This window comes from Thalassotalea hakodatensis (assembly GCF_030295995.1).
Lineage (GTDB): Bacteria > Pseudomonadota > Gammaproteobacteria > Enterobacterales > Alteromonadaceae > Thalassotalea_C > Thalassotalea_C hakodatensis.
Genome location: NZ_AP027365.1, coordinates 1,559,132 through 1,574,854, shown reverse-complemented (window position 1 = coordinate 1,574,854; position 15,723 = coordinate 1,559,132). Strand labels below are relative to the sequence as shown.

The 15,723-nt window shown below is 39.5% G+C and carries 13 protein-coding genes; 6 read left to right on the top strand and 7 right to left on the bottom strand.

The window, feature by feature from the left end; translation table 11 throughout:
• The first annotated feature begins 24 nt into the window (after positions 1–24).
• Positions 25–3,954: a phosphoribosylformylglycinamidine synthase gene (gene purL / locus QUE72_RS06905; RefSeq protein WP_407704960.1), complete on the top strand. Its 3,930-nt coding sequence runs from the start codon at positions 25–27 to the stop codon at positions 3,952–3,954.
• A gap of 169 nt (positions 3,955–4,123) precedes the next feature.
• On the opposite strand, the gene QUE72_RS06900 is transcribed toward purL, so the two are convergent.
• The 7 genes from QUE72_RS06900 to seqA all read right to left on the bottom strand — a co-directional run bounded on the left by QUE72_RS06900 (position 4,124) and on the right by seqA (position 12,392).
• Complete coding sequence (locus QUE72_RS06900) at positions 4,124–5,689, bottom strand: dihydrolipoyllysine-residue acetyltransferase (protein WP_286272364.1); 1,566 nt, start codon at positions 5,687–5,689, stop codon at positions 4,124–4,126.
• Positions 5,690–5,699: 10 nt separating this feature from the next.
• Positions 5,700–6,677, bottom strand: coding sequence for an alpha-ketoacid dehydrogenase subunit beta (locus QUE72_RS06895; RefSeq protein ID WP_074498403.1), 978 nt, complete (start codon positions 6,675–6,677; stop codon positions 5,700–5,702).
• Positions 6,677–7,861 (bottom strand): thiamine pyrophosphate-dependent dehydrogenase E1 component subunit alpha, encoded by a 1,185-nt coding sequence (locus tag QUE72_RS06890; protein ID WP_286272362.1) that lies wholly within the window; start codon positions 7,859–7,861, stop codon positions 6,677–6,679. Before QUE72_RS06890 ends, QUE72_RS06895 begins: the two co-directional genes overlap by 1 nt.
• A gap of 278 nt (positions 7,862–8,139) precedes the next feature.
• The gene (astE, locus tag QUE72_RS06885; protein ID WP_286272361.1) at positions 8,140–9,219 is read right to left on the bottom strand and encodes a succinylglutamate desuccinylase; all 1,080 of its coding nucleotides are present in this window, start codon (positions 9,217–9,219) and stop codon (positions 8,140–8,142) included.
• 125 nt (positions 9,220–9,344) lie between these two features.
• Positions 9,345–10,082, bottom strand: coding sequence for a GGDEF domain-containing protein (locus tag QUE72_RS06880; RefSeq protein ID WP_074498406.1), 738 nt, complete (start codon positions 10,080–10,082; stop codon positions 9,345–9,347).
• A gap of 97 nt (positions 10,083–10,179) precedes the next feature.
• The gene (pgm, locus tag QUE72_RS06875; RefSeq protein WP_286272358.1) at positions 10,180–11,826 is read right to left on the bottom strand and encodes a phosphoglucomutase (alpha-D-glucose-1,6-bisphosphate-dependent); all 1,647 of its coding nucleotides are present in this window, start codon (positions 11,824–11,826) and stop codon (positions 10,180–10,182) included.
• A gap of 17 nt (positions 11,827–11,843) precedes the next feature.
• The gene (gene seqA, locus QUE72_RS06870; protein ID WP_286272357.1) at positions 11,844–12,392 is read right to left on the bottom strand and encodes a replication initiation negative regulator SeqA; all 549 of its coding nucleotides are present in this window, start codon (positions 12,390–12,392) and stop codon (positions 11,844–11,846) included.
• Positions 12,393–12,518: 126 nt separating this feature from the next.
• Between seqA and QUE72_RS06865 the strand changes: the two genes are divergently transcribed.
• The 5 genes from QUE72_RS06865 (at position 12,519) to fur (ending at position 15,560) form a co-directional block, all read left to right on the top strand.
• Positions 12,519–13,289: an alpha/beta fold hydrolase gene (locus tag QUE72_RS06865; protein ID WP_286272356.1), complete on the top strand. Its 771-nt coding sequence runs from the start codon at positions 12,519–12,521 to the stop codon at positions 13,287–13,289.
• Between the two features lie 110 nt (positions 13,290–13,399).
• Positions 13,400–13,621 (top strand): DUF2788 domain-containing protein, encoded by a 222-nt coding sequence (locus QUE72_RS06860; RefSeq protein ID WP_074498410.1) that lies wholly within the window; start codon positions 13,400–13,402, stop codon positions 13,619–13,621.
• 2 nt (positions 13,622–13,623) lie between these two features.
• Positions 13,624–13,905 carry a LexA regulated protein gene (ybfE, locus tag QUE72_RS06855; protein ID WP_074498411.1) on the top strand — a complete coding sequence of 94 codons (282 nt, stop codon included), beginning with the start codon at positions 13,624–13,626 and terminating at the stop codon, positions 13,903–13,905.
• 18 nt (positions 13,906–13,923) lie between these two features.
• A complete protein-coding gene (gene fldA, locus QUE72_RS06850) occupies positions 13,924–14,451 on the top strand; it encodes a flavodoxin FldA (protein WP_074498412.1) in 528 nt (175 codons plus the stop codon).
• A gap of 665 nt (positions 14,452–15,116) precedes the next feature.
• Entirely contained in the window at positions 15,117–15,560 is a 444-nt protein-coding gene (gene fur, locus QUE72_RS06845; RefSeq protein WP_074498413.1) for a ferric iron uptake transcriptional regulator, read from the top strand.
• The last annotated feature ends 163 nt before the right edge of the window (positions 15,561–15,723 follow it).

The following is a 15,723-nucleotide window of genomic DNA, read 5'->3' as shown; positions in this document are numbered from 1 at the left end:
ATCCAACCTTGGTGAATACATAATATGGCGATGTTGATTCAAACCCTTCGTGGCGCTCCAGCCTTATCTGATTTTCGTATCAAGAAATTACTTGATCAGTGTGCTGAACTTAGCCTTCCTGTCACAGATATTTATGCAGAGTATACGCATTTTGCACACTTAACTGCTGAGCTTAACGAACAAGAAACACACGTATTAGCAAAGCTGCTAACGTACGGTCCTAGCATTGAAGAACATGAACCAGTAGGTAAGCTACTATTGGTTACTCCTCGCCCTGGTACTATTTCACCTTGGTCATCAAAATCTACTGATATTGCCCATAACTGTGGGTTAGATAAAGTCGTTCGCCTTGAAAGAGGCCTTGCTTATTATGTTCAAAGTTCAGCGCTAAGTGCACAACAAGAGCAACAATTAAACGGTTTGATTCATGACCGCATGATGGAAGTGATTTTTAGTGACGCACAACAAGCACAAACACTTTTTGCCACTGCAGAACCCAGTAAATTAAACGCAGTTGATGTGTTATCCGGCGGTCGTGAAGCACTCGCAAACGCAAATATCGAATTAGGTTTAGCACTTGCTGACGACGAAATTGATTACTTAGTTGAAAATTTCATCAAGCTTGGTCGTAACCCTAACGACATCGAACTTTATATGTTTGCTCAAGCAAACTCAGAACATTGTCGTCACAAAATATTTAATGCTGACTGGACAATCGACGGCCAAGAGCAGCCAAAATCATTATTTAAAATGATTAAAAACACCTACGAAACTAATCCAGATTACGTATTAAGCGCATATAAAGATAACGCTGCAGTGATGGTTGGCTCTGAAGGTGGACGTTTCTTCCCGCACCCTGAATCAAAAGAATATGGTTACAACCACGAAGATATTCAAATTTTAATGAAGGTTGAAACCCATAATCACCCTACAGCTATTTCACCTTACCCAGGTGCAGCTACCGGCTCAGGCGGTGAAATTCGTGACGAAGGCGCAACAGGCATTGGTTCTAAACCTAAAGCAGGTTTAGTAGGATTTACCGTATCTAACTTACGCATTCCTAACTTTGAGCAGCCTTGGGAAACAGACTTTGGTAAGCCAGAACGTATAGTATCTGCCTTAGACATTATGGTTGAAGGTCCATTAGGTGGCGCAGCATTTAACAACGAATTTGGTCGTCCTAATATTCTTGGTTATTTCCGCACTTATGAAGAACAAGTAGATTCATTCAACGGTAAAGAAGTACGTGGTTACCATAAACCAATAATGCTTGCCGGTGGCTTAGGTAATATACGTGATGAGCATGTACAAAAAGGTCAAATTAATGTTGGCGCAAACCTCATTGCTTTAGGCGGCCCAGCAATGAACATTGGTTTAGGCGGTGGCGCTGCTTCGTCAATGGCATCAGGTCAATCTGCTGAAAACCTTGACTTTGCTTCTGTGCAGCGTGAAAACCCAGAGATGGAACGTCGTTGTCAGGAAGTAATCGACCGCTGTTGGCAATTAGGTGACGAAAACCCTATTTTATTTATTCATGATGTTGGTGCTGGCGGTTTATCTAACGCCTTCCCAGAGCTTGTAGCTGATGGTGGACGCGGTGGCAACTTTGAATTACGCAACGTACCTAACGACGAGCGTAGCATGTCACCCTTAGAGATCTGGTGTAATGAATCTCAAGAGCGTTATGTATTAGCAGTTTCAGATGAAAAACTAGCCCAGTTTGAAGCTATTTGTCAACGTGAGCGAGCACCATTTGCTGTTGTAGGTAAAGCAACCGAAGAAGAGCATTTAACATTAACTGATGAACATTTTGCAGACGATGAACAGTTAAATAAACCGATTGATTTATCATTAGATCTTTTACTAGGTAAACCCCCTAAAATGCACCGCGACGTGCAAAGCAAAACCAAAACAGGTGCGGCATTAAACTTAACCAATGTATCTGTTGCTGATGCTGCTGATCGCATTTTACGTTTACCAACTATTGCTGAAAAAACCTTTTTGATCACTATTGGTGATCGCAGTGTTACTGGTATGGTTGCCCGCGATCAAATGGTTGGCCCTTGGCAAGTTCCGGTTGCAGATTGTGCCGTTACAACTGCTGCTCTTGATTCTTATCACGGCGAAGCAATGTCAATGGGTGAACGAACACCGGTTGCCCTACTCAATTATGGTGCTTCTGCACGATTAGCCGTCGCTGAATCTCTTACTAATATTGCCTCCGCAGATATTGGCGATTTAAATCGAATTAAACTTTCTGCAAACTGGATGGCTGCAGCTGGACACCCCGGTGAAGACGCTGGTCTATATGAAGCGGTTAAAGCCGTTGGTGAAGAACTTTGTCCGGCACTCGGCTTAACCATTCCTGTTGGTAAAGACTCCATGTCAATGAAAACTAAATGGCAAGAGAACGGCGAAGAAAAAGCGGTAACCTCTCCACTTTCGTTAGTGATCACTGCATTTGGTCGTGTTGAAGATGTACGTAAAACCGTCACACCTCAATTACGCATTGATAAAGGCGAAAGCCGCTTGATCGCCATTGACCTATCCAACGGTAAAAACCGTTTAGGTGGTTCGTGCTTAGCACAAGTCTACAAACAATTAGGCACTGAAACACCCGATGTCGACAGCCCAGAAACATTAAAAGGTTTCTTCAATGCTATTCAATCGCTTGTCGCAGACGAAAAACTACTGGCTTATCATGATAGAAGTGATGGTGGGTTATTTACTTCTGTCGTTGAAATGGCCTTCGCTGGCCATACCGGGGTAGACATTGATTTAACCGCATTTTCTGGTGATGATTTAAGTATATTATTCAGCGAAGAATTAGGCGCCGTTATCCAAGTTCGGGATCAAGATGTTGATGATGTAAACCAAGTGTTTGAACAACATGGCATTGCTGCGCTTTGCACAGATATCGGTGGTATCAATAATGATGACACCATTCGATTTACCCGAAATGGTGAGACAGTATTAGAAAATAGCCGTACTTATTTCCGTACGGTTTGGGCAGAAACAACACTTAGAATGCAAGCAATGCGTGATAACCCTGAGTGTGCTCAACAAGAATTCGACGTTAAATTCGATACGGAAGATCCAGGTTTAAACGTGTCATTATCTTATGATATTAACGACGATATCGTTGCTGATTTAATCGCAAAAGATGCACAAACAGGGAATAACCCTAAAGTGGCTATTTTACGTGAGCAAGGTGTTAACTCACACGTTGAAATGGCTGCAGTATTTGATCGTGCAGGTTTTAAAGCGATTGACGTGCATATGTCAGATGTACTTGCTGGCCGTGTAGATTTGGCGGATTTTAAAGGCCTTGTTGCTTGTGGCGGTTTCTCATACGGTGACGTACTAGGCGCTGGTGAGGGATGGGCGAAATCAATTTTGTTTAATGCTAATGCTCGTGAGATGTTTAAAACCTTCTTCCACCGCGAAGATACATTCTCTTTAGGTATTTGTAACGGTTGCCAAATGTTATCTAACTTGAAAGAAATTATTCCAGGTGCTGAAGCATGGCCTCATTTCGTGCAAAATGCATCTGAACGTTTTGAAGCGCGTTTTTCATTAGTTGAAATACAAGAAAGCCCTTCAATTTTCTTCAAAGGAATGGAAGGTTCACGCATGCCAATCGCGGTTTCACACGGTGAAGGCCGCGCTGAATTTATCAGTGAAGAAGCAATAGGTACTGCTAATGATTCTGGCACGGTTGCCATGCGTTTCGTCAATAATTATGGTGACATCACCGAAACTTACCCTGCAAACCCGAATGGTTCACCTGATGGCATTACTTCATTAACGACAACAGATGGCCGTGTCACGATAATGATGCCGCACCCTGAACGAGTATTCCGTACAGTTGCCAATTCATGGCATCCTGATGAGTGGCATGAAGATTCACCTTGGGTAAGAATGTTCCGTAATGCTCGTCAGTTTATTGGTTAAGCCCCACTTAACTAGCATTGATTTATAAAGAACTATGCTGAACAAGGATTAACGCTAACAAATGGCTCCTTCATATTGAAGGGGCCATTTTTTTTAGCCACAAAAAAACGGCCCTTGTAAGAGCCGTTTTTTAAGTTTCACTTTTTAAGCTGAATGAGCAATAATCATCTTAGCTCATGTGAACAAGCATATTGCTAGGCTCTTCTAAGAATGACTTCCACAAGTTACTAAAACGCGCAATAGTGCCACCATCAATGACACGATGATCGCCAGACCAACTTACTTGCATGATAGAGCGTGCTTCAACGTCGCCTTGTTGATTAAAACGCGGTAACGTTTGTAACTTACCAAGTGCAACAATCGCAGATTCTGGCTTATTAATAATTGGCGTAGCTACCGTGCCACCAATAGCACCGATGTTTGAAATTGAGATTGTGCCTCCTTTCAAATCAGCTGCTGCAACGCGCCCTGAACGCGCATCATTGGTTAAACGAGTAATATCTTTCGCTAAATCAATAATAGATTTTGTTTGCACCTGTTTAACATTTGGTACCAATAAACCAACTTTAGAATCAACGGCCATACCAATATTATGATCATCAAAATAGGTAAGTTCTGTGCAGTCTTCGTTAGGCTGTGAATTTATCACTGGAAACTCTTTCAATGCTAATGACATTGCTTTCATGAAAAATGGCATCATGGTTAACTTAATGTCTTGTTTAGCATAGACTTCTTTTAGATCACCACGAAGCTTGATCAAGTTCGTCATGTCTATTTCTTCACAATAAGTAAAATGAGGAATCGTTGATACTGACGCAACCATCGCTTTAGCCATTGCTGCTTTTACGCCTCTGATCGCTTCAACACGTGTACCGCCTGTGGCAGTTGATGTTGGTTTATCGTGTTGTTCAGTTGCTGGTGCGTCCTTAAACGCATGTACATCATCTTTATAAACTCTGCCTTTCTTGCCACTGCCGGGTATTTCGTGAATGTTTACACCGAGTTCACGAGCAACACGACGAACCGCAGGGCTCGCAACCGCCTTTTTATTAACGACTTTGTTTGCAGTGGTTACGGGTTTTGATACGTCAGCGGGTGTTGAAGCTGTCGCGGGAGGTACCGGTAACTTTTCATTTTCAGGTAACACGGCGGCAGTTGAGTCTTGCGGCTCAGTTAATGCGCGTTCAAGTGAAAATAGCGGTGCATGCACTTTTGCAATTTCGCCTTTCGCGTAATAGAGTTTTACCACTGTGCCAGAATGCATTGCGGGTATTTGAACTAAGGCTTTATCAGTCATTACATCCGCTACTGGCTGATCTTCTTCAATACTATCGCCTTCTGCAACTAACCATTCAACGACCTCACACTCAACAATACCTTCACCAATATCAGGTAAGATAAAATCTTCAACAATAGTACCAGAAGCAGGATCGGCCGCTGGTTTATTGCTTTTTTCACTAGATTCTGGTTTAGCTTCCACTTGTGACGTTGCGTCACCTTCTGGAGTCATGGCGAATAAAGGCGCATGCACTTTTGCAATTTCACCTTTAGCGTAATAAAGCTTATCAACGATGCCTGAATGCATTGCTGGTATTTGAACAAGCGCTTTGTCGGTCATAACGTCGGCAACAGGTTGATCTTCTTTGATGTGATCACCCTCTTTTACTAGCCACTCAACCAGTTCACATTCAACGATACCTTCTCCAATGTCCGGTAAAATAAAATCAATGCTCATGTTTTAAACCCTAGTAATTAATGCTGCGTTTGATCGCTTCATACACTTTTAAGTGATCAGCGGCATGTTCTTTTTCAAGAGAAAGCGGATATGGTGTATCAATACCACACACTCGTTCAATAGGAGATTCTAAATGTAAGAAACATTCTTGTTGAATCGTTGCTGCTATTTCACTAGCAAAACCCGCCGTTAACGGAGCTTCTTGTGAAATAAGTAATCGGCCAGTTTTTAATACTGAATTTGCAACCGTTTCTACATCCCAAGGTAAAATAGTGCGTAAGTCAATAAGCTCACATGAAACACCATCTTTTTTAGCCATTTCCGCTGCTTTCTCGATAATTTCCATTTGAGCGCCCCACGCTAGCAAAGTAATATCTTTACCCTGCTCAGTGACTTCTGCTTTACCAATGGGTAATTGATAATCTTCTTCGGGTACTTCACCCACTGACGCACGATATAAGCGTTTAGGTTCAAAGAAAATAACCGGATTATCATCACGAATTGAAGCAAGTAAAAGCCCTTTCGCTTGATAAGGATTACGCGGTACAACAATTTTTAAACCTGGCGTATGAGCAAAATATGCTTCAGGTGATTGGCTGTGGTATAAACCGCCAGCAATACCACCGCCGTATGGTGTACGAATGGTGAGGTTACCTACATTGAACTCATTACCACTACGGTATCTAAATTTTGCAGATTCGTTAACAATTTGATCAAATGCTGGGAAAATATAATCCGCAAATTGAATTTCTGCTATTGGCGTACTGCCTTGTGCTGCTAGACCGTTAGCAAAGCCAATAATACCTTGCTCAACCAGTGGTGTATTAAAACAACGCGCTTTACCATACTTTTCCTGTAAACCACTTGTCGCTCTAAATACACCACCAAAATGACCTACATCTTCGCCGAAACACAGGGCACTTTCGTTTTCTGCCATGGCAATATCTAAGGCATTGTTAATTGCCTGTAATAAATTCATTTGTGCCATTATTTGATTCTCCCTGCAGTAAGCGGGTACGCTTCAGGATATTTTTTGATATGTGCTTTAAGTGATGCCAACTGTTTCTGTAAATGTTCAGGCACTTGGTCATACACATCAGAAACCAAATCTTCTACTGGTGGTTTCGCGATTTTTTCAGCCACTTTAACTGCAGCTAAAATATCTTCACGCAGCTGGTCAAACAATGCCGTTTCTTGGGCTTCATCCCACCAGTTTTGCGCTAACATCCATGATTTCATACGGGAAAGTGGATCATGAGCATGCCATTTTTCTTCTTCTTCTTTCGTACGGTAACCAGAAGGATCGTCTGATGTGGAGTGAGCCCCTAATCGATAAGACATCGCCTCAATCATCACAGGTTTACTTTCTTCAATGGCATAAGCGCGAGCTAATTGTACTGCTTTAAGCACCGCTAAAATATCATTGCCATCAATACGAATGGTTTTCATGCCGTAACCGACACCACGTGAAGCAATACCGTTACCGACATATTGTTCATCAGAAGGGGTTGAAATAGCATAACCATTGTTACGACAGAAGAAAATAACAGGTGCATTATGCACTGCTGCCATGTTTAGTCCTGCATGAAAATCACCTTCTGAAGCGGCACCTTCACCAAAATAACAAAGTGTTACTGCGTCTTTTCCTTGAAGTTTTTGACCATAAGCATAACCGGCGGCTTGTGGTATTTGTGTCCCTAAAGGAGAAGAAATTGTCATGTAGTTTAGTTCATTCGAACCATAATGAATTGGCATTTGTCTGCCTTTACCCAGATCTTTTTCATTAGAAAACATTTGATTCATAAAGTTTTCTAAACTAAAACCTCGATAAATTAAAGCACCTTGCTCACGGTATTGTGCCATGATCATATCTTGTACTTCTAATCCTGCTGCACCACCTATGCTAGCAGCTTCTTCACCTAATGCAGCCATATAGAAACTTATACGACCTTGGCGTTGTGCACCAATCATGCGTTCGTCTAATGCTCGGTGAAAAGCCAGTGCTTTATAAATTTTTACCGCGTGCTCTTCATCAATGTTTGGAAGTTCAGCGCCTTGGTATACAGTACCATCTTGTTGTAATATTTTGAGGATGGGGATTTCAACTGAATGACCATCAATAAAAGCCGCGTTGTGTACAACAGGGCCTTCTTTGTAAATGTCAGTATTCATAGCCTTCTCTTATGTTTTACCCAATGTTAAAGGGAATATCAAAAACCTGTATGCAATCAAGTATAGTGCGAGATTGCATAAATGAGACTTTCGTTTTAGGTGCGTTATCATTTATGTTTTTTACCTGCGCAAACTTTACCTTTACGTTAACTGTAATGCAAGTTTCAAAAGTACACCACACTTCATCTTGTTTGTAAGTGAACATTAATGTTTACAGAAATATTTTAAAATCTATAAAAACAATAAATTACTTATGTACCTGTTAATATATTCGATGGTTAATTTTCGTTCAAACTGGCAGGGATCACCGTCAGCATCGCTCGCTGACCAATGGCAACATTCGCATTTGGGAATATAATTGCTTCACCTTCATGCTTAGTTTTGATTTTGTTACCGCCATCTATTGCTAAAACGTGGTCTTTTGGAAAGTCAGTAAAATTAACCGTATCGCTAGAAAACGTTAATTCAAACGCTTCATGCTGACGATTTATCACCTGTGCAACGGTAAATATATGAAAGTCATTTTCATCGTATGCTTTGAGCTCAAGGTTTTGCCCAGACACTAATTTAGTTAGCGTTGAAGCTACTTGTTTGAACTGTGTCATGTCGTTATTACCAAATGGCTGAACCTTACCAAGTTCAATAGTAAAGGCATCGGCACCAAAGTGCTTTGACGAAAAATAACTGAATGTCGTTGTAGGTGAATTTGATAATAAAACAGTATTCACACCACACGCTAAAAGGAATTGTAATTGCGAAGATTTTCTAGGTTTGCCATGTAAATACGGGTATACCGCAAACTTATCATATTTTGCACCACGAATTGCTGTGTGTAAGTCATAGTGCATACGTTCACGCGATTTATTGAGGGTGGCGCCATGTTCAAAAAATTGTTTGATCGTGTTTTCAAGCAATAAAGCGCGCTCACGCTCTTTATTAATGAGTCCTGCACCATTTCCTTGATCTAGTGAATGCCCTCCTGAGAAGAGCCTGTTCATGTTTTCTTCAACGAAGCGCTCAGCAATATTCATCGAAGCAATATTGCCAAAAATAAATAAAACCCGCTGACCAACATTAAGCTGACCGAGAATAATCTTTTGAATGATATCGCGACAAATTTCAATGGGTGCTGTTTCATTACCATGAACACCACTAGATAAAACAATATCTTGCGTGGTGTCTACACCTTTTGGTGAAAATGAAATAATACCGGTGTCAATAACAGACACGGTACATTGTGAAGTGGTTGCTTGATGAGTAACATCAAAGGAAAATGTTTCTGGTAATGACCATGGATGCTCGCGTGAAAGCGCTAGAAAGTCACCCGTTGTTTGTAACTGCTGCTGTAAACTACCCAAACCAATTTCTTACTATGGTGAATGATAGTGGTTATTGTAAAATATTTAGCGTCATTTTTTTACTATAATATTCACTCAGATAAAAAAACGTGTTCATAGCAGAAAACTTTCAACGTTACTTTCAGTTAACTATGACCGTGGATCGCATTTTTACCACGATGTTTTGCCACTAAAAGAGCATCTTCTACATCATGAAGGATATCTTCAACAATTTGATGTTTTTCATAAATAGCAAACCCTATACTACAGGTGATCTCAACAGTAGATGCCATGGTTGGATCATCAATCGCTTGTTGTAATTTTTCAGCAAATTGATACGGGGGAGACTTTGATGTAATCGGCGCTATTACAATAAAGTTATCATCTAACCAGCGACATAATAATGCTTGCTTAGGAATAGCTGCATTAAGCTTTCTTGTGACTTGCTTTAGCACTTCATCACCGACTAATTGTCCATATAAGTCATTTACTTTTTTAAAATCATCTAAATCAACTTGAAACACTGCAAATGGTTGTTCGTGTTTATTGGCTAACTCACACCAAGAAATTAAGCTTAATTGTCCTGAACGTCTATTGGGTAAACCGGTTAGCGGATCTATTAATGATATTTGCTCTAACGTATGAGCCATAATACCTAGCTCTCGTATCCGGCGGTAACTGAAAATAAGCCAGCTAAACGCTAGCGTGAACGTTAGTGGAATTAACTCGTCAAGTTCATAGTTTTCATGTCTCATTACAAATTGATAGATGCCTTCAAAAAAGTCTATTTGCATGAAAACAATCAGAAACGCTAAGTTTACCACTGCTATCACTAATAAATCTTTTATCACTGTCGGTCGATGTATGTACTGACGATGAGGCATAATCTCTCTTAAAATGAACTTGTTATTGTTGTTAAATGCACTCCTTGCATCTTAATCCTTGTTAAATTTTAATCAAATTGTACGTTATTTCGCACCATTATGATGCATTTTTTGTAAACATTTTCTTAACAATCAATTGGGCATCCTCAATTATACGATCTAAATGCGCTTCATTAATAAAACTTTCAGCGTATATTTTATAAATATCTTCCGTACCTGACGGTCTAGCTGCAAACCAACCATTCTCAGTGGTAACCTTAATACCACCAATAGGCGCACCATTTGCCGGGGCATGTGTCATTGTCTCAATGATAGGCTCGCCCGCTAAGGTCTGCTCGTTTATGTCATTTGCATCAATTGATGTGAAAATATGTTTTTGTTGTAATGTTGCAACGGCTTCATTGCGCTTATAGCAAGGCTCACCTAATGCTTCGGCTAGCTCATTATAGTACTGTTGAGGGTTTTTTCCTGTTACGGCTAATATTTCTGCTGCAAGCAGCGCCATGATGAAACCATCTTTATCGGTTGTCCAACAACTACCATCAAGTGCTAAAAACGAAGCACCAGCACTTTCTTCACCACCAAAAGCATAGTCTCCAGAATGAAGCCCTTCTACGAACCATTTGAAACCAACAGGCACTTCTGCCAACGGTTTGTTTAATGATTTGGCCACACGATCAATAATCGAGCTAGACACTAATGTTTTACCAATTTTACAAGTATCTGACCATTGTCGATGCGTCATTAAATAATGAATAGCAACCGCGAGATAATGGTTAGGATTCATTAACCCATCTGTTTTTGTCACAATGCCGTGGCGATCGAAATCAGCATCATTTCCTACAGCAATATCAAAACGATCTTTTAAATCAATCAAGCTAGCCATCGCATAGGGTGATGAACAATCCATGCGAATTTTTCCATCTTTATCAAGGGTCATGAAAGCAAAGCTAGCGTCTACTTTATCGTTTACCACCGTTAATGCTAGTTGATAACGTTCAGCAATAGCAGGCCAATAATCAATACCAGATCCTCCCATCGGATCAGCACCAATGGTTACTCCAGCTTGTTGTATTGCCTTAAAGTCAATAACTTTTGATAATTCATTTACATAGAAAGTAATAAAGTCTTGCTTGGTTAATAACGGCGATTGCAATGCATGTTGATAACTTGCTTGCTTTGCATCTAACAAACCTCGTTGAATAATGTCGTTCGCGCGCTTTTCAATGCGTTGGGTAATATTTCCTTCCGCAGGGCCTCCATGAGGAGGGTTATATTTTATACCACCATCTGCGGGGGGGTTATGAGAAGGTGTAATGATAAGACCATCGGCTTGAGTGTGGTGTTCACGGTTATGAACGATGATTAACCTTGAAATTACCGGAGTAGGAGTAAAGCCAAAGTCTTGCTGCACTATTACCGGCACGTTATTAGCAATTAATACCGATAATGCAGTAGCAAATGCAGGTTCAGATAATGCGTGAGTATCTTTACCCAAAAACAGTGGCCCATCAATTCCCTGCTGCTGTCGGTATTCAGCAACGGCTTGGCAAATAGCTATAATATGATGCTCATTAAAGCTATGTTTTACAGAGGTGCCTCTATGCCCAGATGTACCAAAACTAACACGTTGCTCAACGTGATTAACATCAGGTTGATTAAGGTAATACTGACTAACAACAGACGGTATGTTTTCTAGATCTTTTGGCGTAGCTTGTTGACCTGCATTTTCGTGAACAGACATGAATACCTCTTAATTTTTTATAATAAATCTCTTATTTTTTCTATTTGCTCATCTACATAGCCTAAGGCTTTTGCTACCTCGGTGATCATCATTTTTTTCCGGGTGGTATTTGAATTAGTAATCACCCAAAAGCGACTTTCAGGGATCTGACGTGGCTTTGTACTACTACCAGATTCACTCAACGCTTTTTCACTATCAGCAAAATATAAGCGGTCTCGTCCTCTTATACCTAAAACCGTAGAAAATGCTTCGCCATGTACACGATGTAACGCAGATAATAACAATAAAAAACGCCCGACGACTCCTCTTTGCATAGCGAGTTCTTCTTTATTTATAACATCGAATACATTTTTCTTTTCTGCATTTTTTACTGGAGCAGAAGCAGACACTTGGTTTTCTACCGAAAATGTTTTAGTTACTTTGTCGGCACTAACCGACTTTGCTTTCGTTTGCTCTCCTGGCAAAGCCAACAGGCGCCGTAATATGGATGACGCGCTTTCGCCAATATATTGAGTATTTGACGCTAAATATTGATATAACTCTTCATCTATTTCGATATGTTTCATCTAATAACCTTACCACGATAATTGCGAGCAAGATTATACTGAGCTTATTACTAAGTCTCTAGAGGAATTTAGCTTATTGATGAAATTCAGTATAATGTTATCAACATTCATTATTTTTATTTGTTCATGGCCATTCTTCATTATCAACAACAAGGACAAGGTGCTCACTTACTCCTCATACATGGTTTACTGGGTAGCTTAGAAAACTTAAACATGGTCGCCAAACCGTTAAGCGAGCATTATACTGTTACCAATGTCGATGTCAGAAATCACGGTAGCTCCCCACAGATTAATAATATGGAATATGACTCACTAGCGACCGACATTATTGACACTATGGACGCGCTAAACATAGAAACAGCAAGTATTTTAGGTCATTCTATGGGAGGGAAAATAGCCATGCAGGTAGCGTTAGAATACCCTCGGCGCGTTAATAAACTTATCGTTGCTGATATCGCGCCTACTGCATATCCTCCACATCATGAGCAAATTTTTGCAGGTCTTAATGCGATTGATTTACATAGCATTGAAAGTAGAAAAGATGCCGATGTAACGCTTTCAGATTATGTTGAACAAGCAGGCGTTCGACAATTTTTATTGCGTAATTTAACAAAACAAAATGAACAATTTCATTTTAAATGTAATCTCGCATTTTTAACTCACTGCTATCCACAAATTATGGCCGCATATCAAGGAGAGCGACGGTTTTCTCGACCTACATTATTCATTAAAGGCAGTGAATCAAATTATATTACCCATCAGCATCGTGATAGAATCAATCAACTATTTCCTAGTGCTTCAGCAAAGATAATTCAAGGTGCTGGCCATTGGTTGCACGCAGAAAAGACCGTTGCTTTTAATAAAATTGTCGGTGATTTTTTGCAAAAAATTCATTAAAGGATATTATTTGCCTTTTTTATTGCATATGCAATAATTTATATGGTAAAAATAATGCGTAAGGTGTTTGCAATGTGCTATAGTCGCGCCTGAATTTTTTAAGGTGAATTATGCTTGCTGAACACTTTGCTTTAATTGAAAAAATAGGCTTAAACTTATTTTTTGTTTTTATATTTGTTTTCATAGGGTTATCTATACATGACATTATGAAAAAAAATGATGTGCCTAAAATGGGACAATACGTAGTGTACTTCGTGTTGTTTTTAGGTTGTGCTGGCTTTATTGCCAAGGGCGTGATCCAATTTATTTGGGAAAATCAGGGCCTAGGCTAACCATGGCAAAACACGAAGCAGATTTAACCACAATCGACATATTTGGTGATGATAAGCGACCTGGTCGCCCAAAAACCAATCCGCATTCGCGGAGCGTTCAGGTTCGAATTAACAAACGAAACCAAGTAAAAAGAGACCGAAATAACGGTTTAAAACGTGTTGAATTTAAAATTCATCAAAATTTGATAGAAAAACTAGATCAGCTCGCACAGAATGCTAGCTGCAACAGAAGTGAACTTATCGAATCACTTATCATAAAAGCATTAGCAAGCGAAGAAAATTAAAGTAAAAGGTTATTATTCATGGCAATTGTAGGTTTATTTTTTGGTAGCGATACAGGTAACACTGAAGCGATAGGCAAAATGATCCAAAAGAAATTAGGCAAAAAAATGGTTGAGGTAAAAGATATTGCCAAAAGCACCAAAGAAGATATCGCCGCTTTTGATTTGATTATTTTAGGTATTCCAACGTGGTACTACGGTGAAAACCAATGTGACTGGGATGATTTTTTACCTGAGTTAGAAGAAATTGATTTCACCGACAAATTAGTCGCTATTTTCGGTTTAGGTGATCAAGAAGATTACGCAGAATACTTTTGTGACGCAATGGAACCGCTTAGAGATATTTGTGAATCTAAAGGGGCCATAATTGTTGGCAACTGGCCAAACGAAGGTTACGAATTTGAAGCCTCAAAAGCGTTAATTGATGAAAATACTTTTATTGGGCTTTGTGTCGATGAAGACAGACAACCTGAGCTTACAGAAGAACGTGTAGATAAATGGGTTAATCTTGTTTATGAAGAAATGTGTTTAGCTGAACTTGCTGATTAAGTTGTCATAAAATACTCATAAAAACCTGCATTAATGCAGGTTTTTTTAACTCTGTTAATATAATACCAATTCGCATAAATATTCGGTCATTCAGCGAGAATTAAACGCTTTAGAGGCACGGCGTTGATTGCAGAGAATGGTTATTCAAGAGAACGTGCTCCTGCGTTCTCTAATAATACCAACTCAATTAAATATTTAGTCACTTAGCGAGAAATAAAAGGGATAGAGGCAAGGCATTGATTGCAAAGAATGGTTATTCAGGAGAACGTGCTCCTGCGTTCTCTAATAAGCTACATCCTTGTAGCGTCCTTGTTAAAATCAATAACACAGTCTATAACCCTTTTAAACTCGCCCTTTGGGAGCGTGTTAGAGGTGAGATAATTGCTCATTTATAAAATGAAAAGCCCAAACTGAGCCCAGAAAACTTGTAGTATTTTTCTTGTCTTGGTATCGATAATTACACACAAATCGATCACGCTTTTTTAATAAGCATATTCATAGAATATTGCCTTGATTCTCAGAGAATCACCGATTAGAAAATTCTTGTAAAGTGATCAAATAATTAACTGAAACACGATAATAAAAAATATCGTTAAATAGCCCTTTAATATCACGGCAAATCCCACTATAATTTTAGCCTTTACGACCAATTGAGACGTTACTTCATGCCAGATCAAAACGAAGAACTAAAAAGAGCCGGATTAAAAATTACGTTACCACGCGTTAAGATTTTAGCAATTCTGCAAGATCCTAACAATCAGCACATAAGTGCAGAAGACGTATATAAAATTCTGCTTGATCAAAATGAAGAAATTGGTCTTGCGACCGTTTATCGCGTATTGAACCAGTTTGACGATGCAGGCATTGTTACTCGTCACCATTTTGAAGGTGGTAAATCTGTTTTTGAACTAAGCCATAAAAAGCATCATGATCACCTTGTGTGTTTAAAGTGTGGTAAAGTTGTAGAATTCGAAGATGATGTTATTGAGCAACGCCAAGAAGATGTAGCAAAACATCATAAAATTCGCTTAACTAATCACAGCTTATATTTATACGGTGAATGTGAAGACCAAGAAGCTTGTGAAAAGTACCGTAAATCTCATCAATAATATATCTTAATCATATAAAAACGGCTTATCATTTGCCGTTTTTTATCCTTTTACCTCCCTATTACCTTCAATTTTCACGTTAACTCACAAAACAAACCGTCGCGACTAACATTCTTTTATGCTATAACTGACGATAGTTCAATAGTTTAAGTATTACCTGATC

Excerpts from the sequence above, each read along its gene's own strand:
- ybfE (WP_074498411.1), top strand. The coding sequence starts at position 13,624 with ATGGCAAAACACGAAGCAGATTTAACCACAATCGACATATTTGGTGAT.
- seqA (WP_286272357.1), bottom strand. The coding sequence starts at position 12,392 with ATGAAACATATCGAAATAGATGAAGAGTTATATCAATATTTAGCGTCA.
- QUE72_RS06900 (WP_286272364.1), bottom strand. The coding sequence starts at position 5,689 with ATGAGCATTGATTTTATTTTACCGGACATTGGAGAAGGTATCGTTGAA.
- purL (WP_407704960.1), top strand. The coding sequence starts at position 25 with ATGGCGATGTTGATTCAAACCCTTCGTGGCGCTCCAGCCTTATCTGAT.
- QUE72_RS06860 (WP_074498410.1), top strand. The coding sequence starts at position 13,400 with ATGCTTGCTGAACACTTTGCTTTAATTGAAAAAATAGGCTTAAACTTA.
- QUE72_RS06880 (WP_074498406.1), bottom strand. The coding sequence starts at position 10,082 with ATGCCTCATCGTCAGTACATACATCGACCGACAGTGATAAAAGATTTA.
- fldA (WP_074498412.1), top strand. The coding sequence starts at position 13,924 with ATGGCAATTGTAGGTTTATTTTTTGGTAGCGATACAGGTAACACTGAA.
- QUE72_RS06895 (WP_074498403.1), bottom strand. The coding sequence starts at position 6,677 with ATGGCACAAATGAATTTATTACAGGCAATTAACAATGCCTTAGATATT.
- pgm (WP_286272358.1), bottom strand. The coding sequence starts at position 11,826 with ATGTCTGTTCACGAAAATGCAGGTCAACAAGCTACGCCAAAAGATCTA.
- QUE72_RS06890 (WP_286272362.1), bottom strand. The coding sequence starts at position 7,861 with ATGAATACTGACATTTACAAAGAAGGCCCTGTTGTACACAACGCGGCT.
- QUE72_RS06865 (WP_286272356.1), top strand. The coding sequence starts at position 12,519 with ATGGCCATTCTTCATTATCAACAACAAGGACAAGGTGCTCACTTACTC.
- fur (WP_074498413.1), top strand. The coding sequence starts at position 15,117 with ATGCCAGATCAAAACGAAGAACTAAAAAGAGCCGGATTAAAAATTACG.